The sequence below is a fragment of the Cobetia sp. LC6 genome, from assembly GCF_030264805.1.
Taxonomy (GTDB): domain Bacteria; phylum Pseudomonadota; class Gammaproteobacteria; order Pseudomonadales; family Halomonadaceae; genus Cobetia.
On the sequence record NZ_JASSPL010000001.1, the window covers coordinates 422,104 to 448,223 of the forward strand.

The 26,120-nt window shown below is 62.4% G+C and carries 20 protein-coding genes and 1 tRNA gene; 16 read left to right on the forward strand and 5 right to left on the reverse strand.

The features are described from left to right. Window positions 1-6: 6 nt before the first annotated feature. The 9 genes from QQF40_RS01835 (at window position 7) to QQF40_RS01875 (ending at window position 9,548) form a co-directional block, all read left to right on the forward strand. Entirely contained in the window at window positions 7-639 is a 633-nt protein-coding gene (locus QQF40_RS01835; RefSeq protein WP_175088367.1) for a phosphoribosylanthranilate isomerase, read from the forward strand. A 303-nt stretch (window positions 640-942) separates the two neighbouring features. Continuing rightward, window positions 943-1,962, forward strand: a complete 1,020-nt coding sequence (gene accD, locus QQF40_RS01840) for an acetyl-CoA carboxylase, carboxyltransferase subunit beta (protein WP_175088101.1) — start codon at window positions 943-945, stop codon at window positions 1,960-1,962. After that, the gene (locus QQF40_RS01845; protein ID WP_285460217.1) at window positions 1,955-3,469 is read left to right on the forward strand and encodes a bifunctional folylpolyglutamate synthase/dihydrofolate synthase; all 1,515 of its coding nucleotides are present in this window, start codon (window positions 1,955-1,957) and stop codon (window positions 3,467-3,469) included. Before accD ends, QQF40_RS01845 begins: the two co-directional genes overlap by 8 nt. Window positions 3,470-3,518: 49 nt before the next feature. Next, window positions 3,519-4,229: an SPOR domain-containing protein gene (locus QQF40_RS01850; RefSeq protein WP_175088099.1), complete on the forward strand. Its 711-nt coding sequence runs from the start codon at window positions 3,519-3,521 to the stop codon at window positions 4,227-4,229. Next, window positions 4,226-4,954: a CvpA family protein gene (locus QQF40_RS01855; protein ID WP_175088098.1), complete on the forward strand. Its 729-nt coding sequence runs from the start codon at window positions 4,226-4,228 to the stop codon at window positions 4,952-4,954. The genes QQF40_RS01850 and QQF40_RS01855 overlap by 4 nt, the downstream gene beginning before the upstream one ends. 242 nt (window positions 4,955-5,196) lie before the next feature. Further along, on the forward strand, window positions 5,197-6,711 hold the full coding sequence (purF, locus tag QQF40_RS01860; RefSeq protein WP_175088097.1) for an amidophosphoribosyltransferase: 1,515 nt from the start codon (window positions 5,197-5,199) through the stop codon (window positions 6,709-6,711). Between the two features lie 235 nt (window positions 6,712-6,946). After that, window positions 6,947-8,161: an O-succinylhomoserine sulfhydrylase gene (locus QQF40_RS01865; RefSeq protein ID WP_285460219.1), complete on the forward strand. Its 1,215-nt coding sequence runs from the start codon at window positions 6,947-6,949 to the stop codon at window positions 8,159-8,161. 178 nt (window positions 8,162-8,339) lie between these two features. Further along, window positions 8,340-8,882: a cytochrome b gene (locus QQF40_RS01870; protein WP_175088095.1), complete on the forward strand. Its 543-nt coding sequence runs from the start codon at window positions 8,340-8,342 to the stop codon at window positions 8,880-8,882. A gap of 66 nt (window positions 8,883-8,948) precedes the next feature. Beyond that, complete coding sequence (locus tag QQF40_RS01875; protein WP_285460221.1) at window positions 8,949-9,548, forward strand: YceI family protein; 600 nt, start codon at window positions 8,949-8,951, stop codon at window positions 9,546-9,548. Between the two features lie 182 nt (window positions 9,549-9,730). Here the strand turns inward: QQF40_RS01875 and QQF40_RS01880 are convergent, their stop codons facing one another. After that, the gene (locus QQF40_RS01880; protein WP_175088093.1) at window positions 9,731-10,348 is read right to left on the reverse strand and encodes a LysE family translocator; all 618 of its coding nucleotides are present in this window, start codon (window positions 10,346-10,348) and stop codon (window positions 9,731-9,733) included. 578 nt (window positions 10,349-10,926) lie between these two features. After that, window positions 10,927-11,793: a 2OG-Fe dioxygenase family protein gene (locus QQF40_RS01885; protein ID WP_175088092.1), complete on the reverse strand. Its 867-nt coding sequence runs from the start codon at window positions 11,791-11,793 to the stop codon at window positions 10,927-10,929. A gap of 695 nt (window positions 11,794-12,488) precedes the next feature. On the opposite strand from QQF40_RS01885, the gene QQF40_RS01890 reads away from it, so the two are divergent. Beyond that, window positions 12,489-14,279, forward strand: a complete 1,791-nt coding sequence (locus QQF40_RS01890) for a putative bifunctional diguanylate cyclase/phosphodiesterase (protein WP_254626934.1) — start codon at window positions 12,489-12,491, stop codon at window positions 14,277-14,279. A 400-nt stretch (window positions 14,280-14,679) separates the two neighbouring features. Here the strand turns inward: QQF40_RS01890 and QQF40_RS01895 are convergent, their stop codons facing one another. Further along, window positions 14,680-15,603 carry a LysR family transcriptional regulator gene (locus tag QQF40_RS01895; RefSeq protein ID WP_285460222.1) on the reverse strand — a complete coding sequence of 308 codons (924 nt, stop codon included), beginning with the start codon at window positions 15,601-15,603 and terminating at the stop codon, window positions 14,680-14,682. Window positions 15,604-15,838: 235 nt separating this feature from the next. Between QQF40_RS01895 and trpB the strand changes: the two genes are divergently transcribed. Beyond that, entirely contained in the window at window positions 15,839-17,080 is a 1,242-nt protein-coding gene (trpB, locus tag QQF40_RS01900; protein ID WP_175088090.1) for a tryptophan synthase subunit beta, read from the forward strand. Between the two features lie 126 nt (window positions 17,081-17,206). After that, entirely contained in the window at window positions 17,207-18,046 is an 840-nt protein-coding gene (gene trpA / locus QQF40_RS01905; RefSeq protein ID WP_175088089.1) for a tryptophan synthase subunit alpha, read from the forward strand. A 163-nt stretch (window positions 18,047-18,209) separates the two neighbouring features. Here trpA and QQF40_RS01910 read toward each other — a convergent pair whose 3' ends face one another. Next, window positions 18,210-19,001 carry an alpha/beta fold hydrolase gene (locus QQF40_RS01910; protein ID WP_175088088.1) on the reverse strand — a complete coding sequence of 264 codons (792 nt, stop codon included), beginning with the start codon at window positions 18,999-19,001 and terminating at the stop codon, window positions 18,210-18,212. A 547-nt stretch (window positions 19,002-19,548) separates the two neighbouring features. Between QQF40_RS01910 and QQF40_RS01915 the strand changes: the two genes are divergently transcribed. Further along, on the forward strand, window positions 19,549-21,900 hold the full coding sequence (locus tag QQF40_RS01915) for a sensor domain-containing protein (protein WP_285460223.1): 2,352 nt from the start codon (window positions 19,549-19,551) through the stop codon (window positions 21,898-21,900). A 190-nt stretch (window positions 21,901-22,090) separates the two neighbouring features. Then, window positions 22,091-22,167 (forward strand) — tRNA-Arg (locus QQF40_RS01920). Between the two features lie 324 nt (window positions 22,168-22,491). Here the strand turns inward: QQF40_RS01920 and QQF40_RS01925 are convergent. Then, window positions 22,492-23,661, reverse strand: coding sequence for a glycosyltransferase (locus QQF40_RS01925; RefSeq protein ID WP_175088086.1), 1,170 nt, complete (start codon window positions 23,659-23,661; stop codon window positions 22,492-22,494). A 312-nt stretch (window positions 23,662-23,973) separates the two neighbouring features. Between QQF40_RS01925 and QQF40_RS01930 the strand changes: the two genes are divergently transcribed. Both QQF40_RS01930 and QQF40_RS01935 read left to right on the forward strand, forming a co-directional pair. Continuing rightward, window positions 23,974-24,915, forward strand: coding sequence for a methyltransferase domain-containing protein (locus QQF40_RS01930; RefSeq protein ID WP_175088085.1), 942 nt, complete (start codon window positions 23,974-23,976; stop codon window positions 24,913-24,915). An 81-nt stretch (window positions 24,916-24,996) separates the two neighbouring features. Beyond that, window positions 24,997-26,052: a methyltransferase gene (locus QQF40_RS01935; protein ID WP_175088084.1), complete on the forward strand. Its 1,056-nt coding sequence runs from the start codon at window positions 24,997-24,999 to the stop codon at window positions 26,050-26,052. Window positions 26,053-26,120: the final 68 nt, after the last annotated feature.

A 26,120-nucleotide genomic window follows, 5' to 3' on the forward strand; every position in this document is an offset into this window, starting at 1 on the left:
ACCGAGATGAGCGCTCGAGAGAGCCAGCGTACCCGGATCAAGATCTGTGGCTTGACGCGTGAGCAGGATATCCATGACGCCGTGGCGGCAGGTGCCGATGCGCTGGGCTTCGTACTGTGGCCGGGCAGCAAGCGTGCGGTTGATGTGGTGCGGTTGGCCGAGCTTGCCGCGTGCGTGCCGGCCTTCGTGACGCGGGTCGGCCTGTTCGTGGATGCCAACGCCGAAGAGATTGCCGCAGCGGCGCCACATCTCGATCTGCTCCAGTTGCATGGCAATGAGACGCCGGAGCAGTGCCGAGCGGCAGGGCGGCCCTATATCAAGGCGTTGCGCATGCGTGACGGGCTCGATCTCGCCGCGGAGGCGGCGCGCTACCATGACGCGCGTGGCTTGCTGCTGGATGCCTATCGTCCCGGCGTGCCCGGTGGCACCGGCGAGACCTTTGACTGGTCGCGCATCCCGGCCGATCTGCCGCTGCCGGTCATCCTGGCCGGTGGTCTCGAGTCAGGCAATGTCGCCGCAGCGGTGGCGCAGGTCGCCCCTTACGCGGTCGATGTCTCCGGCGGTGTGGAAGCCGCGCCCGGCGAGAAGAGTGCCGAGCTCATGCAGGCATTCTGTCAGGCAGTCCGCCATCAGTGCTGATTTGCCGGCAAGCGTTGCGACCCTTGCATTGCTTTCGTCCCGGGCGGCGAGGGCCGCAACGCTCAATTGGCATCTCGCACTACCCGCAAGGGGGGCGAAGCCGCTACAATGACCCCCAGAATTCGGAAAAGTGGCCGTACGACCAATGGGTTGCACGGTCTTTTCCATTGGCACTGCCCTGTGATGGTAGCTGCCTGCCATATTGCCGGGGCGTGAACGCTCTGGAATATGTGCCAACTCGCATGGCCGCCGACAGTCGTCGAGCGGTGCCCAGAACAGCAGCAAAACGGAAGCCTCCCCACCATGAGCTGGCTTGACAAGATTGTGCCGTCAATGAGCCGTATCCAACGCAAGGATCGGCGTACCTCCATTCCTGACGGCCTGTGGCGTAAATGCCCCAAGTGCGAAGCAGTCCTGTACCTTCCGGAGCTGACCAAGCACGACAACGTCTGCCCGAAGTGTGACCATCACCTGCGTCTCACTGCGCGTGCACGTCTGTCCTGGTTCCTCGACAGTGAAGGCCGCGAGGAAATCGCGGCGGATCTCGAGCCGGTCGATCGCCTCAAGTTCCGCGACTCCAAGAAGTACAAGGATCGCCTGAGCGCTGCCCAGAAGCAGACCTCAGAGAAGGATGCGCTGGTCGCCATGCGCGGTGCTCTCTCCGGTCAGCCGGTCGTGGCCGTGGCCTTCGAGTTCAGCTTCATGGGCGGCTCCATGGGCGCCATCGTCGGTGAGAAGTTCGTGCGTGCAGCAGAACTTGCGCTGGCCGAGAACATCCCGCTGGTCTGCTTCGCCGCCTCCGGTGGTGCTCGCATGCAGGAAGCCTTGTTCTCCCTGATGCAGATGGCCAAGACCTCCGCGGCGCTCGAAAAACTCAAGCAGGCTGGCGTGCCGTACATCAGTGTGCTGACTGACCCGGTCTTCGGTGGCGTCTCCGCGTCGCTGGCGATGCTGGGTGACCTGAATGTCGCCGAGCCGAATGCTCTGATCGGCTTTGCTGGTCCGCGTGTCATCGAGCAGACCGTGCGCGAGAAGCTGCCGGAAGGCTTCCAGCGCTCCGAGTTCCTGCTCGAACATGGCGCCGTCGACATGATCATCCACCGCCGCGAGATGCGTGAGCGTTTGTCCAGCATCCTGCTCAAGCTGCAGGGCATGCCGGTCAACGCCGCCAACCTGCCGGTCGCGGATGCGGTCGTCGAAGAAGAATCCGCCGAGGCGGATGCGCCTGTCGAAGCACCGGCCGAGCCGCGCTCCGCCGTAGACAGCGTGCTCGACGAGACCTTTACCAGCGAGAAGCCGCAAGGCGAACGTCGCGATGGCTGAGCAGGGCTCCGCCCCGGCAAGCTGCAGCACCGACGAGGTGCTGCAGTCTTCCTCACTCCCTCCGCTGGATGCCGCTTCGTGGCAGCTTTCTCCTCTGCATGATGCTGTGCCGCGCGGCCTCTCGCTGGATGAGTGGCTGACGCGCCTCGAGCATCAGCACCCCGTCAGTATCGATATGGGCCTTGCCCGAGTGCTGTGCGTGGCCAGGCGTCTCGGTCTGGTCGGGGCGGGCGCGCGTCGACTCGGTGGCCGCATCATTACCGTGGCGGGCACCAACGGCAAGGGATCGACGGTTGCCATGCTCGAGGCGCTGGGGCGTGCCCATGGGCTGAGCACCGCCACCTATACCTCTCCGCACCTGCTGCATTACAACGAGCGTCTGAGCTTCAATGGCCACGACGTCGGTGATGCCGCATTGGTCACGGCCTTCGAGCAGGTCGATTCCGCGCGCCACTCCGGGCTGTCAGCCAGTGGTGAGCCGGTGGATGACGAGGGCGTGATCAGCCTGACCTACTTCGAGGCCTGTACACTGGCCGGGCTGTGGTTGATCGCTCAGCAGCAGCCGCAGCTCGCGATTCTGGAAGTCGGCCTGGGCGGGCGTCTGGACGCCGTCAACATCATCGATTGTGATGTCGCGATGATCATCACGGTCGCGCAGGACCATGCCGCGTTTCTTGGCACCGATCTCGAGAACATCGGCTTCGAGAAGGCCGGTATTCTGCGCGCCGGCAAGCCGGCCGTGTTCGGCTCGGATGTGCTGCCGTCCAGTTGCGCGGCGCACGCACGCTCACTGGGCGTCACGCCGCAGGTGCTGTGGCAGGACTTTCGCTGGCAGGCCGCGGCTGACCTTGTGGGTAGCAGTTCAAACAGCAGCCTGGATGGCAGTACGAGCAATTCGGCTACCTCGCGATGGCAATGGCAGCGTCTGTCGGCGCCGGCGCTGACATTCGATTCACTGCCAGACCCGGGCTTGCCGCGGGACAATGCGGCCAGTGCGCTGAATGCTCTGGTCGAGGCCGGTATCGAGCTCAACGCCGAATGCGTGCGGCAGGCCATGGCGAGCGTCAAGCTCAAGGGGCGCATGCAGTGGCTGACCCGCCACGGGCGTGACTGGTGTCTGGATGTCGGTCATAACCCGCATGCCGCGAGTTATCTGGCCAGTCGTCTTGCCGCTCATGACCTGCGTTGCGCGCGGGATTCTGCCAGCCAGCCGCGGCGGGCGTTGCTCGCCATGCTGGGCGACAAGGATGCCGCTGGCGTGATTCAGGCGCTGGCGCCGGTGGTGGACGGCTTCGTCGTCGCCACCCTGGATGGCGAGCGTAGTCGCCAGGCCAGTGAGCTTGCCGCCGTGGTCCGCCACTGTGGTGGTGAGGTGCTGGCGGAGTGCGAGACGGTCACCGCTGCAGCCGAATGGCTGGCGCGCGAGACGAGCGCTGGAGAAGTATTGGTCTGTGGTTCCTTCTTCACGGTCGGTGAAGCATTGATGTGGCTCGACGCCCAGGCCTGATGCAGGCCGGCGGCGGGTCCGGGATTTCGGGTGCAAGGGAGATGTCACAATGAAATATGGCAAACGCGAGCGAATCAGCGGTGCGGTCATCCTGCTGGCGTTGGGGGTGATCTTCATCCCGATGCTCTTCGATGAGCCGCCGGCCCGTGATGAGCGCCCGAGTCCGGTGATGACGCTTGGCAAGCCGGTGGATATCGATCGCTCCAACGTCGATGAGCCGCAGCCGCCCAGTGAGCTGAAGATCGGCACGGATGTGCCGATTACCTTCGTCGATAGCAACGGCAAGGTGCGTGACAGTGACCCGGGTGCTGGCAGTGGCAGCGGTTCCGAGTCCCCAAGCCGTGTCGCCGAGGCCGAGCAGTTGTCGCCGACCCGCTCTGTGGCCAGCAGCGAGCCGCAGTCAAAGCCGAAGCCGGAACCCGCTGCCAAGCCGGAGCCCAAGCCCACTCCCAAGGCTGAACCCAAGCCCGCGCCCAGTTCTGAGCCAAAGCCTGCGGTGGCCTCGAATGCGCCTTCGTCTTCCGCCGGTGGCTGGGCCGTGCAGGTCGGCAGCTTCGGTGACCCGGCCAACGCCGAGCGTCTCCAGAAGGAGCTGCAGGGCAAGGGCTTCGCGGCATACCGGATTCCGCGTGGCAGCAAGTTGACCGTTGTCTTCGTCGGTCCGTACAAGTCCTCCGAGATCGGTGAGTCCGCACGCTCGCGCCTGCAGCAGCAGGTCAATATCAAGGGCCTGCTGGTACGGCGCAAGGAGGGTGAGTGAACGAGCTGGTCTGGATCGATTGGCTATGTCTGGGCTTGATCGGGATCTCGGTACTGCTGGGGCTGATGCGGGGCCTGCTCAGCGAGGCCCTGGGCCTGGCGGGCTGGCTGGTGGCTCTGGTAGCGGCACGCCAGTTCGGCGCCGAGGTGGGTGGCCTGCTCGATGAGGTGATCGTCTCGCCTGGCATTCGCACCGCGGTAGGGTTCGTGCTGGTGGTGATCGCGAGTGTGCTGATCTGGGGGCTGATGCTGCGCCTGCTGGAACGCTTGATTCATGCGGTCGGCATGGGCGGTTTCAATCGTCTGCTCGGTGGCGTGTTCGGCGCATTGCGCGCGGCGGTCATACTGGTATTGATCACCGCCGTGGTAGGGCTGACGCCCCTGCGTGACAGCGCCGACTGGCAGGCCGCGCAGCTGCGGCCGACGCTTGAGCAGCTGCGCGACTGGTCGTTGGCTCGCTATCGTGAGTGGGATACGAGCGGTGACTGGGGCCAGAGCGTGTCGCTGCCGGATTCCGCCAGTGGCACCCGGCTCAAGCAACAGGCCAGCGGCCTGATCGACAGCGCCCAGCGAGAAGGGCGTGAGTTGAGCGACAGACTCAGCCAGCAGGCGCTGCAGTCGTTCACGCGCCAGGATTCCGCGCAGGAGCAGCCCTCGCTGGAGGCGTTGCTCAGAGGCAGTACCGCTGGCGAGGCCGAAAGCCGCAATGTGGGCGGTGAGCAGTGACAGGCAGGTTTTTCAGCGCCGGGCATCGTGGCCCGGCGTTGTCGTTTTCAGCATTCGGCACGTGTTGCTGAAGCCTCATGCCGGCAGTCGAAGGGGTTGACCCATCGGTCAGGTGTTGCCTGCATGGGGGGCAGGCCTGACAATTGCGCCGTGTGAGCACTCATATTGCCATATGGACGGGCGCCGGCAGCCGCCAGCGTGCGCTTCCCTATCCAAGTGTGTATTAGTGAGGTAATGACGGGATGTGCGGGATTGTAGGTTTGATGGCCAACGCCTCGGTCAACCAGGCGCTGTATGACGCGCTGACCGTATTGCAGCACCGCGGGCAGGATGCCGCGGGCATGATGACCTGGCACGAAGGTCGTTTCCTGCTGCGCAAGAGCAATGGTCTGGTGCGTGATGTCTTCCGCACTCGTCACATGCAGCGTCTCAAGGGCAACATGGGGATCGGCCATGTTCGCTACCCGACCGCCGGCTCCTCCAGCGAGGCGGAATCACAGCCGTTCTATGTCAACTCGCCTTACGGCATCACGCTGGCGCACAACGGCAACCTGACCAACTCCGAGCAGCTCAAGCAGGAGTTGTTCTCCTCTGATCTGCGTCACATCAACACCAGCTCCGATTCCGAGGTGCTGCTCAACGTCTTCGCTCACGAGCTGGGCAAGCAGGGCATGCGTCTGGGTGCCGGTGATGTGTTTGATGCCGTACGTCGTGTGCATCGTCGCTGCAAGGGCGGCTACGCGGCGGTCTCGATCATCAACGGCACTGGCCTGGTCGCTTTCCGCGACCCGCACGGTATCCGTCCGGCGTGTTTCGGCAAGCGTGACTCCGCCGAGGGCGTCGAATACATGATCGCCTCCGAATCCGTGGCGCTCGACGTCGCCGGCTTCGAGCTGATCCGTGACCTGGCCCCGGGCGAAGCGGTATTCATCGATATGGAGCGTGAGCTGCACACCCTGCAGTGCGCGGATGATCCGGTTCTCAAGCCGTGCATCTTCGAACACGTCTACCTGGCGCGTCCGGATTCCCTGCTCGATGGCGCCTACGTCTACGGCACCCGCATGCGCATGGGCGAGAAGCTGGCCGACAAGATCGTGCGTGAATGGCCGGAGCAGGACATCGATGTCGTGATTCCAATCCCCGATACCTCGCGCACCTCCGCCCTCGAGCTGGCCCAGCATCTGGGAGTGACTTACCGCGAAGGCTTCATGAAGAACCGCTATATCGGCCGTACCTTCATCATGCCGGGGCAGACACTGCGCAAGAAGTCGGTGCGTCAGAAGCTCAATGCCATCGATATCGAGTTTGCCGGCAAGAACGTGCTGCTGGTGGACGATTCCATCGTGCGCGGTACCACCTGCAACGAGATCATCCAGATGGCGCGCGAAGCGGGCGCCAAGAACGTCTACTTCGCCTCGGCAGCACCGGCGGTTCGCTACCCCAACGTCTACGGCATCGACATGCCGGCGGCGGAAGAGCTGATCGCCCATGACCGTACCGAGAAGGAGATCGCGGACCTGATCGGCGCTGACCGTCTGTTCTATCAGGACCTCGATGACCTGAAGGACGCCTGTCGTGAAGTCAACCCGGCGCTGGATGAGTTCGATTGCTCCGTGTTCGACGGCGTCTACGTGACCGGCGATATCGATGAAGCCTATCTGAACGACCTGCGTGCCTCGCGCAATGATGGCGCCAAGAGCGCTGGCGAGACCCACGCGGTAGTGGATCTGCACAACGATTCCGAAGATATCGACTGATCCGGCTGCCTGTCATCCTTGGCTGGCAATCACGCGATGAGCGAACCGCAACGGGCTCCGGAGAAATCCGGGGCCCGTTGCGCGTTCAAAACCGGTAACATTGGCGCATCGCTTTTCCTTCTTCTTGCTGTCGACGCGACCCGAAATGCTGAAGACGCGCCATGTCACAGCGGCGCGTGGCGCTGAATCGTGATTCACAGGGCAGTAGATTCCATCAGTAGAGGTACTGGACACCATGCACGACGACAATCTTTCCCGCGCCGATCTTTCCCGCGATGAGCTGGGCCTCGAGACGCTTGCCATCCGTGCCGGTCACCTGCGCGGTGCCGAGCAGGAACACGGCGAGCCCATCTACACCACCTCAAGCTTCGTCTACGGCAGCGCCGCTGAGGCCGCAGCCAAGTTCGGCGGTGATGAAGCCGGCAACATCTACTCGCGCTTCACCAATCCGACGGTGCGCTTCTTCGAGGAGCGCCTGGCGGCGATGGAAGGCGGTGAGCGTTGCGTGGCGACCAGTTCCGGCATGGCCGCGATCATGTCCACCGTGCTGGCGTTGCTGGAATCCGGTGATGAAATCGTCGCGTCGCGTTCCATCTTCGGTTCGAGTGTCAGCCTGTTCACCAAGTACTTCGGCAAGCTGGGCATCACCACGCGCTTCGTCGAACTGAAGGATCTGGACGCCTGGCGCGAGGCGATCACGCCGGCCACCAAGCTGCTGTTCGCCGAGACGCCATCCAACCCGCTGTCCGAGCTTGGCGATATCAAGGCTTTGGCTGCGCTGGCCCATGAGAACGACGCCTGGCTCGCCATCGACAACTGCTTCTGTACGCCGGCTCTGCAGCGCCCGCTGACGCTGGGCGCCGATATCGTCACCCACTCCGCCACCAAGTATCTCGATGGTCAGGGCCGGACGCTGGGTGGCGCCGTGGTCGGAAGCTCTGCGCTGATGGAGGAGGTCTATGGCGTGGTGCGTACCTGCGGACCGTGCCTGAGTCCTTTCAACGCCTGGGTCTTCCTCAAGGGCCTGGAGACGCTGAACATTCGCATGGAAGCCCACTGTGCACGCGCGCTGATGCTGGCACAGTGGCTGGAGGCACATCCGGCCATCGAGCGGGTGCATTATTCCGGGCTTGAGAGCCATCCGCAGCATGAGCTGGCCAAGGCCCAGCAGAAGGCCTTCGGTGCGGTGCTGGGTGTGGTGGTCAAGGGCGGCCGCGAGGCGGCCTGGTCGGTGGTCGATGCGACGCGCATCCTGTCGATCACCGGCAACCTGGGCGATGTGAAGACCACCATCACGCACCCGGCCACCACGACGCACGGTCGCCTCAGCGATGACCAGAAAGCGGCCGCCGGCATCGAAGAGGGCCTGCTGCGTGTTGCCGTTGGCCTGGAAGATCTTGATGATATCAAGCGTGATCTTGCGCGCGGGCTTGATCGGCTCGCGAGCTGAGTCCCTTGACGTCTGCCTTTGCGCACCCACGCCCGGTTCTGCCGGGCGTGGGTGTCTCTGGACAAATGTCGCTGGTGTTGCCCGCGAGGGTTGGCGTCCGTTCGGGCACTGGTTAAGCTCTTGCTCAAAGAACCTGTCAGATCGATGATCAGGTGGAGACTGTCATCAGGAGCACCTCATGTGGCGTAATTCTCGACGGGGCTGGGGCTGGCCTGTCATCGTGATGCATTGGCTGTCGGCGCTGGCCATCGTCGGACTCTTCGCGCTGGGCTGGTGGATGACGTCGCTTGGCTATTACGATGCCTGGTATCAGCTCGGCCCGTGGTGGCATCGCTCGGTCGGGGTGATATTGCTGGTACTGACGCTGGTGCGGCTTGCCTGGCGCTGGAGCCAGACGACCCCGCAGGCTCATGGTACGCGCAATGAGCAGCGCGCGGCCCTGATCGGACATGTGCTGCTCTACGTGCTGATGCTGGTGGTGATGATCTCGGGCTACCTCATTTCCACCGCTGACGGGCGTGGTATCAAGGTATTCGATCTCTTCGAGGTGCCGGCGGTGATCTCGGGGCTGAAGGATCAGGCATCGCTGGCAGGTGAAGTGCATTGGTATGCTGCCTGTGCGCTGATCATCCTGTCGCTGGGGCATGCGGCGGCAGCATTCAAGCATCACCTGCTGGATGGGCAGGACACGTTGCGGCGCATGATTCGGCCGCTGCGCTGACGAAAAGGAAGGCGTTGGGTACGGCTCGAACGCCAGATGTGACGAAACCTCTCAAGGAGCATCAACATGAACAAGACATCCTTCCTCGGCAAGTCACTGGTGGCGGGCCTCATGGCGGCGTCGTTGCCACTGATGGCGGGTCAGGCACAGGCCTCCGATTACACGATCGATACTGATGGCCAGCACGCCTTCATCCAGTTCAAGATCAGCCATCTGGGCTATTCCTACGTGCTGGGGCAGTTCAAGGAGTTCAGTGGTGATTTCTCCTATGATCAGGGCAAGCCGGAAGACGCAAAGGTGTCGGTGGAAGTCGATGTCGATAGCCTGGACAGCGCCCACGCCGAACGCGACAAGCATATCAAGTCGGCCGACTTCCTGGATGTCTCCCAATATCCGACGGCGACCTTCACCTCGACCGGTTTCGAGTCCACCGGCGATGGTTCCGGCAAGCTGAAGGGTGAACTGACGCTGCACGGCCAGACACAGCCCGTGACTTTGGACGTGGATCATATCGGCGGTGGTGAAGACCCGTGGGGCGGCTATCGTCAGGGCTTTGAAGGTACCACCACGCTGAAGCTCGCCGACTACGGCATCGACACGTCCAAGCTCGGCCCGAATGCGGCTACCGTCGATCTGTATCTGGTCATCGAAGGCATCCGCCAGTAAAGACGGCAAGCGCAGGGTACTGGTACTGACTTCAGCGCCGACAGCGTGCACTGACGCCGTGGACTGAGCACCAGCGCTTTGCTACCCAATCACATGCCTCTCGACACGAACGCCCCTGCCAATCGGCAGGGGCGTTCGTGTTTGTGCAAGGTGCTCGTGTCACGGGGAGCGTCGTTCAGGCGTCAGCCGCGCAATGCCAGATAGCCACCCGCCCCGATCATCAGACCGCCGGCGCCGCGATTGAGGCGTTTGACCGCCTTCGCCGAGCGTAGATAGCGGCGGACACGGCCCGCGAGATAGCCCACCGGCACCACGCCCAGCAGCAAGGCGCTCAGGTTGAGTCCGGCGGCGATCACGATATCGCTGCCGGACAGCCGGGTGATATCCATGAAGGTGGGCAGGAAGGCGATATAGAACAGGATGACCTTGGGGTTGGACGCCGAGATGAGAAAGCCCTGCAGAAAGCCTTTCCACCAGTTGCCGCGTAGTTTGGGAATCTCAGCTTCCTCCAGCGTCGGTGAGCTCGTCCATAACTGGTAGCCGAGATAGAGCAGGTAGGCGGCGCCCAGGATACGGATGACCACGAAGACCTCGCCCCAATGCGTGGCCAGCGCCGACAGGCCGAACACCGCCGCCAGCATGTAGCAGACATCACTGAGACTCATGCCCACGGCCATCGGCACGCAGGCGTTGCCCCCCTGACTCATGCCGCGTGCCAGCAGCGCCAGGATGCCAGGCCCGGGGGTGATGCCAAACAGGAAGATGGCAACGAAGAAGGTCAGCCCGCTTTCAAAGGTCATGAGAGATTCCTGATGCATAGAGGGGAGGACAGCGCCTCCAAAGCGACGATGCAATCAAGCGCGTCGCGACGACTGCGATAGCGCCAAACGCAAGCCACCAGAGTAATGCAAAGTGCGGCGGCGGGGGAGTGCTGAAGGAAGAGGAAAGAAAGGAGAGAAGAGAGAGTAGAGAGAGTAGAGAGAGTAGAGAGAGTAGAGAGAAGAGAGAGAAAAAGGAAGAATCGTGTAACAGGGCAGCGGCATGATCCAAGGCAAGCGCGAAGCAGGCGTTCTGTGGCATATAAAAGCGCCAGCCGGTCGCCCGGCTGACGCTTGGTGCTGCATATGCACGTTTTCGTCGGCGCGCACCTTGTGACAGTGCGTCACCTGATGGTGGCTCTCCTTCTTCATTCCTGCATCTGTCGCCAAGAGGCTCAGGCGCTCAGGCACTTGGGCGCTCAGGCGCTCAGGCGCTCAGAACAGGGTTTCACGTATCGGGGGGCATCGGCATCGTAGCTTCTGCGCGGCGGGGCTTCAGATGAGACGACGCCGCAAGTTGCGATGCGTCTCGCTGCGATGGCTCGCGAGCAGTCCGTTGCTCACTCGCAGTCGTTGAGGACGGCGTCCGGGAAATGACGACGCAGCATGCGGTTCTGGAACTCGTCGATGAACGAGCAGTTGATGATAATGATGAAGCGTTCGAAGTGCTCGCCGGCGTTCTCCTGGGTGATGGAGCTGACACTGTGAAACAGCTGGTCATCGTGGATATGCAGGACCTCGCCCGGTGCCAGCTCCGTGGTGGTCAGCAGCTCTTTGCCCGCCTTGTCCTGATAGAGGGTGTTGATGGCGCCGCTGACATTCTCGCGGTTGAGCACCAAGATGCTCAGGTACTTGCAGCCATCGGCGTGGATGCCCTGACCCTGGAGAGGGTCGATGGTGCCATCACCGCGCACGCCGGTGATCTGCATCAGGATCGGTTCACGCGGGCCGATACCCCACATGTCGGCCCATGCCTTCACGAAGGCGCGCACATCCTCGCGCTCGGTGAAGCTCTCTTCCAGCGGTGCGTAATAGCGCAGACGGTCAGCCATGCTGGCGGCGTCATTGAACTTGCCGCCCTGTGCCATCGGACATTCGCCCAGCGTCTCGACCTCATGCTGGTCGTTCAGGTGCAGCCAGGACATGCGCTTCCAGCGGGTGTTGACGTAGGGGTCGCGCGGCAGATCCTTCAAGAAGCCCTGCCAGGCCTCGAGATCGATCTGGGAGGTGATGGAAGCCTTGCTCCAATGCTGGCGTGCCAGCTCCTCGTGGACTGCCTCCGGCCAGTACTGCGAGGCAAGCGGTAGGCGCAAGGGGGCGGTGTCCGTCTTGGGGGCCGGGTAGTGCTCCACCAGGCCGCCCTGTTCCAGGGTGATCTTGCGGGAAGAGTCGGCCAGTTGACGTACGCCACGATTTGCGATGTTCATATGAAATTCCTCGACGTTTTGTGCGCTTGGGCGCAGATGGAAGGTGTTGCGTTGGCAACGTCGAGGAGAATGGGAAGGTGCGCACGAGATAGTCAAACCCGTACCATGGCGGTAACACGCTAATCTCGCGCAAGTATCATCAATATGGGTACATGGCCAGTATCGAGGTATGAGTAATCTAATCGACTGGTATTATGTAAGTCATTGGCGCTATTCTTCGCCCTTTGCAGACGAGCAGCGCAACGCATGTTCAGGCCGTCTGGCACTGCATGAAGCGTTGAGGATAGTCATCGAGAGGCGCTGCAAGACGCTGGGTTTACGCGCAGCAGACCCTTAGACTTTTCTCATGACGACAAGAGCTCGTTCTGTGTGTGAGAGAACTCGTTCGAAGTGACATCCCGTCACGAGTTGATCTGCTCCGCCGAAGTCCGGCGAACAGGCGAAGGACGGCAGCGGAGGTATCCTTCAACATGGCTAAAGGGTTCCGCCAGGCCAGCAGGGTCGCCGGAATATTGTGCTCTCGTCCCGTCATCATTGCCGTGGTACTGACGTTGATGGCGGTGGTGGTGTGGAGCCAGAGCATGCTGGGTCGATGGCCAACCGCGTTACTGATGGTGATTCTTGGCGCAACTGCGGGCATCATGCTATCTCGCAAGCGTCAGGTGTCACATCATCAGCATACGCAGGAGGCGGTCATGCAGACGAGTATGGTTGGCCTCTCGACCAGCAAGGGACTTCCCGTCAGTGATCAGCGCTTTCGAGAGCTGTTGGAAAGTCTGCCGCGCGTCGCCGTTCAGGGCTATGACAGCCAGCGCCGCGTCATCTACTGGAACGAGGCCAGCGAGCGGCTATACGGCTATAGCGAGCAGGAAGCTCGTGGACGATGCCTGGAAACTCTGGTGATCCCGGAGACGATGGCAGATGTCGTGGTGGACGCACACCATGCCTGGGTCTCTCAGGGTATCGAGATTCCCTCCAGTGAACTTGAGCTCAAGCACAAGTCGGGTGCCCCCGTGCCTGTCTTTTCCCACCATGTGATGTTGGGGGAGCGCACTGACAACCCGCTGATGTTCTGTATCGATATCGATCTGGCGGGTGAGCGCAAGGTCCAGCGTGATCTGGATTACATGACGCGTTTCGACCCCCTGACGGAGCTGCCCAATCGCCAGACTTTCGAGAGCGAACTCGGTGAGGCGCTCAGTGAATGTCAGCGTCATGACGACACCCTGATGGTGCTGTTTCTCGATATCGATCATTTCACCGAGATCAATGACACCCTTGGTTACGAGATGGGGGACCGTGTCATCCGCAGCGTGGCCAAGCGCCTGCAGGGCTTCCAGCGCAGCCAGGATCTGCTCTCGCGCTTTGGTGGCGATGAATTCGTGCTGGCGATGCCACGTCTGGACTACGAGAGTGATGCACTGTCGGTGGTCGAGCGCATTCGCCAGGACTTCCAGCGACCCTTCGAGATCGAAGGGCGCCAGTTGCTGCTGCGTCTGAGTATCGGCATCAGCCTGTATCCCGAGAATGGGAGCGAGGCGGCCGAGCTGGTGCGCAATGCCGATGTCGCCAAGCATCGTGCCAAGCTGGCCGGGCGCGATGGCTATCAGTTCTTCAATCAGGAAGTCCGCAACGAGATGCTGCATCAGCACCATCTGGCCGGACGTCTGCAGGCGCTGTTGAATCAGGATGGCGGTGGGGAATTGTCGCTGCATTATCAGCCGCAGGTGGCGGCGCGCAGTGAGCGCATCGAATCCTTCGAGGCGCTGCTGCGTTGGCATTCTCCCGAGGGCTATATTCCGCCCTCAGATTTCGTTAAGGTCGCCGAGCGTACCAATCTGATCGAGCGTCTTGGAGACTGGGTCATCCGCCAGGCGTGTCGTCAGCAGGCCGAATGGCGCGCCATGGGGCTGAAGGGCTACCGGATCGACATCAACATCTCCGGACGCCAGGCCATCAGTTCAGATGTCTTCACCCGCCTTGAGGCCTATGTCGAGGAATACGGGCTGACACCGCGGGACATCGGTATCGAGCTGACCGAGAACGTGTTGATCGATGCCGATATCAAGGTGCGCGACAGCCTACGGGCGCTCTACGACCGTGGCTACAAGATCGCCATCGATGACTTCGGCACCGGCTATTCCTCGATGAGCTATCTCAAGTTGTTGCCCGTGACGGCGCTCAAGATAGATCGCTCCTTCGTGATCGAGTGCGCCCAGGAGCCCAAGGACCGCGCCATCATGGAGGCCACGGTCTTCCTCGGTCATCGCCTCGGGCTGGAGGTGGTCGCGGAAGGGGTCGAGAACGAACAGCAGCTGGAGTTGTTGCGCGAGATGCGTTGTGACTTGATCCAGGGCTATTACTTCTACAAGCCGATGGCGGCCACGGATATTCAGCGTCTGTTACTCGGCGGCAACAATCCGCCGAATCGCGCCTCGGGGGGGCTCGCCTCGGACAAGGGCGCTGCAGCCCCTGGCTGTCACTGATACCGGTCGTCATGCGAGCGATTGATGGTGCTTCTCCAGCAAAGGTCTGTTGCTGTTTGGGCTCTTTTTTGTTCGCGGACTAAAAGATATGATGCTGACAGTTGAAGCGCGTCAGGCCGTCACTCTTCATCTCGAGTCCTCCATCTCGGATAAGGACTGGCCACCTGACGTGAAGTCTTCGAGTTGAGCCTGCCATGGCTCCTCGATCATTTCTGCCGAGGATGGCTGCGTCGTTCAATGCGCAGGGTTGTTCGCCCATCCTCGCTTCCAGCCTGCGTTGCAGGTTGCGATGGTTCCTTGAGCGGATTCACGATCTTTCCGGCGTTATCCTCTGGATACATGGCCGGGCAAGCCAGTCCTTGTGACTGGCTTTTTTTATGCCTGTCACAAAGTGTGGCGGCTAGTGGGGCGGAGCCGTCGCCAGTTCCCGGGCGAGCCATTCGCCCAGCGCTTCGGCATGCGGATGGCGAGCACGAGCGCGGCCGACCTGCGGCAATGTCAGTGTCAGGCATGCCTCGGTCTCGACGAAGCCCCAGGGGGCCACGAGGCGCTTGCTGCGCAGGTCTTCCTCCACCAGATAGTCCGGTGCGATGCCGACGCCCAGCCCGACCAGTGTCGCCTCGAGCAGGTAGTTGAGGTGTTCGAACCCTTGCGCGTAATCAAGCCCCTCACTGGATAGCCCCTGGCGTGAGCACCAATCCGGCCAGGCTTGCGGGCGTGATCGGGTATGCAACAGGGGCAGGCCCAGCAGTACCTCGGGGGAAGGGGCGGTGGAGGCCTTGCCCAGCCACTCGCTGTCGGGCCGCAGGACAGGGCCGATGCGCTCGGTGCCCAGCACGCGCGTCTCCTGATGCTCGGCGTCGTCAAAGGGCGGCGTCTGAAAGCGCAGGACACCGTCCACGCCATTGCGCAGCCCTTCGTTGTCCTCACTGGCGGTCAGGTGCAGCTCGAGTTCCGGCAGGGCGTCCTTGAGTGCCCCCAGCCGCGGAATGAACCAGCGTGCCAGAAATGACCCCGGGCAGCTCAGCACGAAGGGCGCCCGCGCATCACTGCGTGCCAGTGCTCCGCACATGCGTGCCAGACCGCCAAGGTGATGACGGGTCGCAGTCGCCAGCTCACGGCCGGCCTGTGTCAGTGTCAGGCCACGTCCGGCGCGATCGAACAGGCGTGTGCCGAGTGCGTCTTCCAGCTGGCGAATCTGACGGCTGACGGCCCCGTGGGTCACATGCAGCTCCTCTGCGGCGCGCGAGGCGCTCTCATGGCGAGCCGCCACATCGAAGGTGCGCAGGGCATTGAGGGGCGGCAGTAGCTCGGTGCGCTCCATGGTGTGTCTCCTGAGCAAGTGCTGGGCGAATGCTGGACGTGTCATTGGTACGGAAAGGTTCACTGCGCGGCAATGACCGTCTCGACCATCTGTGAGATTTTCTCACACATCTTGGCGAATTTATCGTTTTTCTTCCAGTGCCTGCAGCGCTAGGATGATCACCATATCGCTGGCCCCGCAATTGCCTTGCGCATTCTGTGCGACCAGCCACTGACACGATTTCGAGGAGTTCAGCATGAGCCAGACGACTGCTACCCCCAGCCTGCGCCAAGGGCCTGATGCCAAGGGTTTCTTCGGTGATTTCGGCGGCCGCTTCGTTGCCGAGACGCTGATGCCGTTGATCCTGCACCTTCAGCGCGAGTATGAAGCCGCCAAGCAGGATCCGGCATTCGCCGAGGAGCTGGCTGGTCTGTCCGCGGACTATGTCGGCCGCCAGAGCCCGCTGTATTTCGCCGAGCGTCTGACCGAGCAGCTGGGCGGCGCCAAGATCTATCTCAAGCGTGAAGACCTGATGCATACCGGGGCTCACAAGATCAACAATGCGCTGGGCCAGGTATTGCTTGCTCGCCGCATGGGCAAGAAGCGAATCATCGCCGAGACCGGCGCCGGCATGCACGGTGTGGCGACTGCCACCGTGGCGGCGCGTTTCGGGCTGGACTGCGTGATCTACATGGGCTCCACCGATATCCATCGTCAGCAGCCCAACGTGCAGCGCATGCAGCTGCTGGGCGCCAAGGTCGTGCCTGTCACCGCCGGTGATGGCACGCTGAAGGACGCCATGAACGAGGCGCTGCGTGACTGGGTCACCAACGTCGATGACACCTTCTACATCATCGGTACCGTGGCCGGCCCGCACCCGTATCCCCAGCTGGTGCGGGACTTCCAGTCCATCATCGGTCAGGAAACCCGCGTGCAGCTGCAGCAGAAGGAAGGGCGCCTGCCGGATTCGCTGGTCGCCTGCATCGGCGGCGGCTCCAACGCCATGGGCCTGTTCCACCCGTTCCTCGATGACGAGAGCGTCGAGATCATCGGTGTCGAAGCCGCTGGCGAAGGCCTGGAAACTCCGCGTCATGCCGCCAGCCTCAAGGGCGGCCTGCCGGGCGTACTGCATGGCAACCGCACCTTCCTGCTGCAGGATGAAGAAGGTCAGATCGGCGATGCGCACTCCATCTCCGCCGGGCTCGACTATCCGGGGATCGGTCCGGAACACGCATGGTTGCATGACATCAAGCGTGCCGAATATGTCGCCGCGACCGACCAGGAAGCGCTGGACGCCTTCAAGATGCTGTGCCGTCTGGAAGGCATCATTCCGGCGCTGGAGTCCTCTCACGCGCTGGCGGAAGTCATCAAGCGTGCACCGGGCCTGCCGAAGGACCATCTGATGGTGGTCAACCTCAGCGGCCGTGGTGACAAGGACATGGCCACCGTGACTCATCACCTGGCCGACGAACTGGGCCTGAACCCTGACGGCGAGTAAGCCCGGGTCTGTCACGTGTTGCCCGGCGTCAGAGTCGTCAGTCGCTGATCGAGTCTGAGCGCCCCATGCCTTCTTCGCCTGCAGGTGTCATCGATGCCTGCAGGCCAGCAAATTCGGAGTCTATTGATGAGCACTTCCGCTATCGACACTACTGCCAGCCGCCGTCTTGACCGTCGTTTCGCTGCCGTGCGCGCCGAGAATCGTGCTGCGCTGGTGACCTACATCACTGCGGGCGACCCCGGCTACGATGCCAGCCTCGCGACCTTCCTCGGCATGGCGGACGCCGGCGCCGATGTCATCGAGCTGGGCATGCCGTTCACGGACCCGATGGCCGATGGTCTGGCGATCCAGCATGCCACCCAGCGTGCCCTGAAGGCCGGCCAGACCATGGACCACACCCTGGCGATGGTCAGCGAGTTCCGCAAGCGCGATCAGGACACCCCCATCGTGCTGATGGGCTACTACAACCCGATCTATCGTCGTGGCGTGAGCCGTTTTCTCGAGCAGGCGAGCGAGGCCGGTGTCGACGGCCTGATCGTCGTCGATCTGCCGCCGGAGCACGATGACGAGCTGTGCGTCCCGGCCAACGAAGCGGGCATCAGCTTCATTCGCCTCGCTACGCCTACCACTGACAGTGAGCGCCTGCCGGGTGTGCTGGCCAACACCTCGGGCTTCCTCTACTACGTCTCCAGCAATGGCGTGACCGGCGGCGCGGCACCGACTGCCGAGAAGGTCGAGGCCGAGGTCGGTCGCATTCGTGAACATACCGATATTCCGGTCGCGGTCGGCTTCGGTATCCGTACCGCTGAACAGGCGGCACGGATCGGGCGTTTCTCCGACGGCGTGGTGGTCGGCTCTGCCTTGATCGATCTGCAGGCCAATGCCGAGACACCGGAGCAGGGCACTCAGGCCGTACACGCCCTGACCCGTGAACTGGCTGATGCCCTGAAGACCGCGCGTCAGTGATCGCTGGTTAGCGGTCAGCATGCTCCTCACAGGGGCGATAATTAGATAGATAGACAGCAACGCCTCGAACTCTGTTCGGGGCGTTGCTGTTTGTAGGGCACGCGCTATCGGCATGAGTCGGCGTGTCACGGCCATCGCCTCGTTCTCGCTCTCGCTCTTGCTTTCATTCTTGTGAAGCGTGCGCCGGCAGGAACTCGGCCAACCAGTGTGCTATCCGCCCACGTACCTGCTCACTGTCGTGCCATTGCAGCAGCAGGTGGGGTGCCTCGGGCAGGTAATGTATCTCGAGCGTATCGCGTGAGGCGCTCGGCCAGTCATTGACCAGCCGCTCGATGGCCACACGGGGCACGGTGTCATCGCGATCACCGTGGAGCAGCAAGGTGTGCGGCAGCCGTGTGTCTGCAGAAAGCGCCGCGATGTCATCGCTGGCGTGATCCGTGAAGCGGATCAGACCGTAATAGGCATCAAGGCGCACGGAATGCACGACGCGGGAATCCTCGGCCAACCGCCTGGCGGCCACGGGCTGAAGTTCTCCTTCGGGGTACCTGCGGGGTACCTCCACGCTGGTTGCGGGGATCAGGTGCGCCGCTGTCCAGAGCCCTGCGTTGTACAGATAGCGCCAGCGGATGCCACCGCGGACGCCCGGGGCAGCGAGCAGGCTGCCATCGATCGACAGCTCCGGGTGGCGGGCGAGGGCATTGAGTATCACCGAGCCGCCCATGCTTTCGCCCGCCACGATCAAGGGGAGGTTCGGGTGGCGCTGGCGCAGTACCGTGATGGCGTCCACCAGGTCCTCGACCAGCAACGGGGACTCCGGCCATCGCCCTTGCTGGCCGGACTCCCCGAAACCGCGTTGATCATAGGCGTAGGTCACGATGCCTTGTCCGGCCAACCACGGACCCAGATCGGAAAATGCCAGGCGGAAGTCGCCGTAGCTGTGCAGGCCAAGCAGCATGGCGCGTTGAGGGGTTGCCTGCGCAGGTTGCCAGGACTCCCATGCCAGCGATGTGGCGTCGCGGGTCACGAGATGGGATGAGGGGGAGGATCCATCAAGGTAAGGGGCCTGGTGGATGTCATTGGCCGCAAGGTAGCGCGGGCCGCATCCCGATAACAGTATGCAGAGTGCGACTGACACAAAGGGCAGCAGAGCGTTCAAGGAGTGGCTCTCCATGGCGAATGGCGTGATGTGTGTACTACGCCCGAGGCTTCCGTGTGGATCATGCTGTCAGGCATCTGAAGTCTGAGCTGTCAGAGTTGTGGGAGTGATCGCGCTCGATTCAAAGGCCTGTGTGGCGCTCGAGAGCCGGATGATGGTCAACGCCAGTGCCGATTGAATGACGCTGGACTCATATTCAACGCATCGCAGTGGGTTACTATCACTGCTACATAGGCCGCATACTGGTGCCGAGGATCAGGCACGCTGGTGCTGGTAATTCGCCGAGTCCCAAGGCTCGGCATGTCATCCAGCCAGGATCGCAGAGGAGTCTGCTGAGGATACGCCAGTGAGTGACACCACATCGTTTGGCACCATGCCGAGCACTTCACGGCCCGCCAATGGCCAGGAAGCCGAAGGCTTGCTGAACCAGCTGCTGGATCACACCAGCAACGGCGTCTGTTGCTACGACCTCGAAGGGCGCATTCGCTGGGTCAATCCCGCCTTTGAGCAGCTTCTCGGCTATCGAGAGCAGCAGGTGGTCGGCAAGGTGCCCAGTGAATTCCTGATGGGGCCGGCATCCGATCTGCTGGTCATCACCCGATTGCGTGAACAGCGCCGCCGCGGCGAACCCAGCGATGAGGAGCTGGTGCATTACGACAGCAATGGCCAACCACTGCGATTGCGGCTGCGCTGCATTCCGCTCAAGGATTCCGGGGGGCGGGTGGATGGGTATCTGGGGTTGCAGACGGACATTACCCAGATGCACCGAGCCTTGATGTTGAGTCACTCCCAGCTTGAGCTGCTGGAAGCTGTGGCGGCAGGCCAGTCTCTGGACAAGACATTGCGAGACCTGTGCCTGACCATCGAAGGTGCCGCGGTTCAGGTGCGCTCCTCGTTGCTGCTGCTGGATGATGTGGGCCTCACCATCGTGGCAGGGCAGGGGCCCAGTCTGCCCGCAAGCTTCATGCTGTTCACTTGTGGCTTGATGATCGGGGAAGGCGTGGGCACCTGTGGGACGGCGATGTGGCGGCGCAAGCCGGTCATGACGCCTTCCATCGCGCAGGAACCTGCCTGGGAGGGCTTCCGTGAGCATCCGCATGCATTGGGGTTGGATGCCTGCCTGTCGATGCCGATTCTCGATGGCGACGATAACCCCCTGGGCAGCTTTGCCTTCTATGCCGAGACAGGCGAGGTCTTCGATGCGACTCACCATGGCTTGCTCGAAGTCGCGGTCAAGGTGGCCAGACTGGCGATCGAACGCTATCGACGTGACCAGCAACTGACGCATCAGGCCATGCACGACTCGTTGACCGGTTTGCCCAACCGGCGTCTCGTGCGTCGTCATCTCTGTGAGCTGGCGGAGCAGGCCCAACCCGGCGAGATGGGCGCGCTGATGTTCCTGGATCTCGATCACTTCAAGCGTCTCAACGATATCCTCGGACACGATGCCGGTGACCTGGCGCTCAAGCAGGTCGCCTCGCGTCTGGCTGAGATGCTGGGCCCGCAGGACTTCCTCGCGCGCCACGGGGGAGACGAGTTCATCGTGCTGCTGGCACCGAGAGCCGGTGGGCCGCGCGAAGCGGCTAGCCGAGCGCGCCAGGTGGCGGAGCAGATGCTGGAGCGACTGCAGGGACCGCTGGAGCTTGAAGGACGAACGCATCAGTTGACCGGCTCGTTGGGCATCACGCTCTATCCGCGTCACGAGGAAGGCTATGGCGCCTGCTCTCAGCAAGTGCTGCCGGCCGGCAAGGCGGAGCACGACGAGATCGACAGAGAAGAGGGCGATGCCTGGAGCCACCTCCTGCATCAAGCGGATATCGCGCTCTATGAAAGCAAGGGGGCCGGGCGTGCACGGCTGTGTTTCTTCGCACCAGAGATGCGCCAGCGCATCATCGATGCCGCCCAGATGGAGCACGCGCTGCGTGAAGCCGTGTCTTGCCAGCGGCTGAGCGTCCACCTCCAGCCGCAATTTTCCCTGCCCGAAAGTGGTGAGCCGCAATTGTGTGGCGCCGAGGCATTGCTGCGTTGGCATGATCCGCAGCTGGGGATGGTCTCGCCAGCGACCTTCATCCCCATCGCGGAGGAGTCCGGGCTGATTCTCGAGCTGGGGCATTGGGTGCTGGAGCAGGTCTGTCGCGAGCTTGCCGCCATGACCGCCCGAGGGCATTCACTACCGATGGCGGTCAACGTCAGTCAGGTACAGTTCCGTAGCAGCGAGTTCGTGCCGCAGGTCACCAGGCTGCTGGCGCAACATGACTTCGCGCCTGAGCTCTTGCGTATGGAAATCACCGAGAGCCTGGCGACGGATGATGAAGCGGCAATGCTCGAGAAGATTGACCAGCTGGCAGCCTTGGGTCTGAGCTTCTCGATTGATGATTTCGGCATTGGCTACTCGAATCTGTCGCGTTTGCGTCGTATGCCACTCAAGGAGCTGAAGATAGATCGCAGCTTCATCAATGACCTGTGTCTAGAGGAATCGCCAGACACGCATGCCACGGGCAACGAGATCGTGCGTGCCATGCTGATGATGGCGCGCGCCCTGTCACTCGATGTCGTGGCGGAAGGCGTGGAAGAGGTGGAGCAACTCGAAGTCTTGCGGCGCATGGGTTGCTCGCGAGTTCAGGGCTACCTGCTGGGGCGCCCGCGCCCGATGGCAGAGATGATTGGCGACGCGGAGGCCCGGCTGTCGGAAGGATAGGGGAGGCAGGTTCATGAGGTTGTCTCAGCCTGTCAGGGGGCATGGCACCGAAATCAGACGTGGAGTATGCACTCAGGTTATCGATCCTGCGCCTCAATCATGTAGCTGATGACAGGGGGCGTGATGCAGGCGTCGCAGCAATTGTCGGGTTTATCTCGCCACTTCAATGGCTTATACTTCCGCTCGCTACGCCTCCTTAGCTCAGCTGGATAGAGCGGCCCCCTCCTAAGGGGCAGGTCGCAGGTTCGACTCCTGCAGGGGGCGCCAGCATCCCCACCTTCTGGACGACGTCGTCTGTCCTGCCTTCTGCGTCATCGCCTCATCGTCTTCTCTGTACCGTGCGTTGCGTGCTCGGCCCTTGCCGTGAGCAGCATCCGGCCCGGCTTCAGGCTCGCCTCAAGAGCTGCCGCACTTGGTCTTCCTGTCCGATTACCCGATTCACAATGTCCTGGTTCTCGGTCTGGACCTCGTACCGTCGTGTCTGTCGATCGCTTTGTCACTCAACCGATTCGACTTGTCACTCAATCGTCGCGGGAAGGCGCAAGAACAAGCCCTGCAGAAAAGTCTCTCGATAAATGCAGGGCGTTGGTGTCAGCGGGAGTCTGATGTCAAGGCATCAGTGGGCAGGGACAGAAACTCCTGCATGATGCGGGTATCGCGGAAGCGTTCGATCAGCTCCGGATCCGAGTCGAGTGCCGGCGGGTTGGCGAGACCTTCACGAATCTTGGCTGCCAGCGCCTCGATGGAGTCTTCGGAGATCAGACGCGCCTGATCATGGATCAAGACATTGCGAATGCCGCCGGGGACATCCGGTGCCACGCATGGCGTGCCACAGCACATGCTCTCCACCAGCACGATGCCGAAGGCCTCACTGCGTGAACTGAGCACGAACAGGCGGGCGTGCTTCATCCATGGGTAGGGGTTCAGGCGGCTACCGATCAGGTGGACCCTGTCGCCGACACCCAGCTCGCGGATCAGTGCTTCGGTGGCTTCCCGCTTGGGGCCATCACCCACGATGACGAGGTCTTCCTCGATACCTGACGCGAGGTATGCCTTGATCAGCACATCCTGGCGCTTGACATCCGAGAGGCGACACACCTGCACCACGTAGGGACGGGGGGGGAGCTCCACCTCTTCCTCTGCCATGGCGGCGATGGCATCCAGATCACAGACATTGCCGATGGTCGCGAGTCTCGCCGCCTTGATCCCGTGATGGTCCAGCAGGTTTTCCAGTTGCTGACGCACATTGTCGGTATTGCACACGACCTGTTTACCGCTATACAGGCGGCTCAGCAGGAAGCGTTGTCGCCAGCCCTCTTTCAGGTCGCCGGGCCATGACACCGCCACCTGCCACAGGCGAGGGTCCCGCCACGACCAGAAGGTCTCGAAGGCGCCCTGGCCGCGCGTGATGACCCGGTCGATCGGCCCGTGCTCCTTCTCCAGACGCGCGACGAAACGGCGCAGATAGTGACCGCCATAATAGCCTCGCCAGACGTAGCCTGAGCCCTTGATCCAGGGGGTCAGCAGCAGGCGGGTGAACAGGTCGTAGAACAGGCCGATGCCCGTCTTGCGAAATGCCTTGTCAAAGTCGACCTGATGAAGATGCACGCCGGCATCCGGGACGAGCTCCAGTTCACCCTTCAGTACCAGTACATGAACCTCATGGCCTTCGCGGTGCAAGACATTGGCGAGATTGACGGTATTGCGTTGGATGCCGCCGATGTTGAGCTTGCGGACGATTAGCAGAACGCGTTGTTTCATGGCTGAGGTCTATGTCGGAAGTGGAGTCGATGTGCACAAGTCAGTCACGTTGAAGCCTTAGCTGCTCAAGTCGATCAAGTGTCGGTCTTTCTCTGCCCCATGACCGCTTTCCTCGCCATGTGCCGTTCCTTGGCCCCTCGATGCAGGCGCCATTCTACGCCGATCCCTTTGGCGGAGGAAATGCGTGGCAGCAGGCCATCAGCGGCATCACATCGCGGTTCATCCGCGCCGAGAAGTGCCTTTGGCGAGTGAGTGAGGCATTATCTGCACCATCGCAACGTCAGTTCTTTCTCCTTCGCCAAGATATTCTTCATGCCTGAGCCGAAAACCTCGTCCCGCGCTGGCGCTTCCCGCGTTCGCCGTGCCACCGCTGATCGTCATTTCGACGGTCTGGCCGACAAGTTCGAACGTGGTTTCTACACCACGGAGCGCGGCCGTGTTCGTCTTGCGCTGACCCAGCGCCTGATGGATGAGCGTTTCTCGCACCTGCCGCCTTCCCCGGTATTGGAAATCGGTGCGGGGCTCGGGCAGACAGCCCACTGGTGGCTCACGCGTGGGCACCATCTCACGTTGATCGAACCCTCAGGCGAGATGCGTGAGCGCGCGAAACGCTTCCTGAGCACTGCCGCGCCGCAAGGCCAGGGGCTGTCCGCTGGTTCGACGGCTGATCCCTCCCGGGCGGCTCAGGCAATGTCAGATCCGCAAATGCCAGGTCAAGCCGACGCGCTGTCGAGTGATGAGCCGTTCGCTGGGCGATTGGTCTGGGAGGGATGTGATCTGCAGGGCTTCGCCGCCGTGACTGACCAGCAGTGGCCGGTGGTAGTGTGCCACGCCGTGCTGGAGTGGCTGGTCGATCCGCGAGAAGGGTTTGCATTGCTCGCGGAGTTGCTGGCGCCCGGCGGTGTCATGTCACTGAGTGTCTTCAATCGCGATGCGCTGGCGTTTTCCAATGTCAGCAAGGGCAATTTCGACAAGGTGCTGGAAGGGCGCCTGGCGGGCTGGGGTACCGGCAAGCGCTTGACACCCATCTCACCGCTTCGCGATGGCGAGATACGTCAGTGGGCCGCAGAGGCGGGGCTTGAGGTGCGCGAGCTGACCGGGCTGCGCGTCTTCCACGACTATCTGCGTTCACGCGACCCGCTGAGCGAGGCTGACATGCAGAAATTGCTGGCGCTCGAATGCCAGCATTGGCGCACGCCACCTTTCGTCTATCTGGGCCGCTATCTGCACTATGAGCTGGTGCGTCCAGCCTGAGGCGGCGCCTGCACAACCGTATTGTTTCGATATCCGGCGCTCTCGCCGTTGTCCGTATCTTCTTACCCTGTTGGAGTCTTCATGTCTGCTCAAACCCCCGCCTGTCAGCTGCTCGAGCGTCAGGACAGTGATTTCCGTGATTGGCTGTGGGTCGCTGCGCCGCGTGATGACTGGTGGCTGTCATCGGATCGTCAGCGGCGTGTCTGGGGGCATGATACCGGCATCGTGAATGCCGCGCGGGAAGCAGGGCACCGGGTCAGCCATGCGGTGTCCTTCGCTGATGCGCGAGCTGACGACACCATCGCGCAAGCTGCGGGCGCCATCATGTTCTGGCCCAAGGCGCACGCGCTGGGCGAGTGGTGGCTGGTGGCGCTGTGTCATGTGTTGCCGGCTGGCACGCCGATCAAGGTGGTGGGCGAGGTCAACGGTGGCATCAAGCGCGCTGAGCGCATCCTCAAGGCGCTGGGAATGACGGCGCGCAAGGAGGATACCGCGCGCCGTTGCCAGCTGTGGTCATCCGCTACGCGTGAGTTGACGGCCGAACAGGCCGCCAGCAGTGGATCGCCACTGGCAGTGGCTGGACAATGGACAGAAGGCTGGGGCGAATTCGAGGCGCTGGAGATGCGACTGACCAGTCATCCGGGACTCTATGGCAATGCCAAGCTGGACCCGGGGACCGCACTGCTGCTGGAGAACCTGCCGACCCGTGGCTACAAGCGTGCGCTGGATATCGGGGCGGGAGATGGCATCATCAGCTGCTGGCTGGCGCGTCACGGTGCGCGCGTGATGGCAGGCGACGTCAGTGCCTTCGCGGTGGAGGCGACCCGTCGCAGCCTGGCGCTCAACGGGCTTGAGGCGGACGTACGCCTCAGCGATGTCTTCGCGGCGTTCGAGGGGGAGCGGTTCGAGACCATCGTGGCCAATCCGCCGTTCCATCATGAGCGCGATATCGATTACGGACCGGCGGCGCGCCTGATCAGTCAGGCACCGGATCATCTGATGCCCGGCGGCACCCTGACGCTGGTCGCCAACGCCTTCCTGCCGTATCCCGATCTGCTGCAGGCGGCCTTCGGCGAGTTTGAAGTGCTCGCGGAAACGCGCCAGTTCAAGGTCTATCGTGCGCGCAAGGCGCGCTGATTCCCTGCGACCTGAGCCTCTGCGGCCTGATTCCCTGAGGACTGATTCCCTGAGGACTGATACCCAGC

Excerpts from the sequence above, each read along its gene's own strand:
- QQF40_RS01835 (WP_175088367.1), top strand. The coding sequence starts at position 7 with ATGAGCGCTCGAGAGAGCCAGCGTACCCGGATCAAGATCTGTGGCTTG.
- accD (WP_175088101.1), top strand. The coding sequence starts at position 943 with ATGAGCTGGCTTGACAAGATTGTGCCGTCAATGAGCCGTATCCAACGC.
- QQF40_RS01845 (WP_285460217.1), top strand. The coding sequence starts at position 1,955 with ATGGCTGAGCAGGGCTCCGCCCCGGCAAGCTGCAGCACCGACGAGGTG.
- QQF40_RS01850 (WP_175088099.1), top strand. The coding sequence starts at position 3,519 with ATGAAATATGGCAAACGCGAGCGAATCAGCGGTGCGGTCATCCTGCTG.
- purF (WP_175088097.1), top strand. The coding sequence starts at position 5,197 with ATGTGCGGGATTGTAGGTTTGATGGCCAACGCCTCGGTCAACCAGGCG.
- QQF40_RS01865 (WP_285460219.1), top strand. The coding sequence starts at position 6,947 with ATGCACGACGACAATCTTTCCCGCGCCGATCTTTCCCGCGATGAGCTG.
- QQF40_RS01870 (WP_175088095.1), top strand. The coding sequence starts at position 8,340 with ATGTGGCGTAATTCTCGACGGGGCTGGGGCTGGCCTGTCATCGTGATG.
- QQF40_RS01875 (WP_285460221.1), top strand. The coding sequence starts at position 8,949 with ATGAACAAGACATCCTTCCTCGGCAAGTCACTGGTGGCGGGCCTCATG.
- QQF40_RS01880 (WP_175088093.1), bottom strand. The coding sequence starts at position 10,348 with ATGACCTTTGAAAGCGGGCTGACCTTCTTCGTTGCCATCTTCCTGTTT.
- QQF40_RS01885 (WP_175088092.1), bottom strand. The coding sequence starts at position 11,793 with ATGAACATCGCAAATCGTGGCGTACGTCAACTGGCCGACTCTTCCCGC.
- QQF40_RS01890 (WP_254626934.1), top strand. The coding sequence starts at position 12,489 with ATGCAGACGAGTATGGTTGGCCTCTCGACCAGCAAGGGACTTCCCGTC.
- QQF40_RS01895 (WP_285460222.1), bottom strand. The coding sequence starts at position 15,603 with ATGGAGCGCACCGAGCTACTGCCGCCCCTCAATGCCCTGCGCACCTTC.
- trpB (WP_175088090.1), top strand. The coding sequence starts at position 15,839 with ATGAGCCAGACGACTGCTACCCCCAGCCTGCGCCAAGGGCCTGATGCC.
- trpA (WP_175088089.1), top strand. The coding sequence starts at position 17,207 with ATGAGCACTTCCGCTATCGACACTACTGCCAGCCGCCGTCTTGACCGT.
- QQF40_RS01910 (WP_175088088.1), bottom strand. The coding sequence starts at position 19,001 with ATGCTGCTTGGCCTGCACAGCTACGGCGACTTCCGCCTGGCATTTTCC.
- QQF40_RS01925 (WP_175088086.1), bottom strand. The coding sequence starts at position 23,661 with ATGAAACAACGCGTTCTGCTAATCGTCCGCAAGCTCAACATCGGCGGC.
- QQF40_RS01930 (WP_175088085.1), top strand. The coding sequence starts at position 23,974 with ATGCCTGAGCCGAAAACCTCGTCCCGCGCTGGCGCTTCCCGCGTTCGC.
- QQF40_RS01935 (WP_175088084.1), top strand. The coding sequence starts at position 24,997 with ATGTCTGCTCAAACCCCCGCCTGTCAGCTGCTCGAGCGTCAGGACAGT.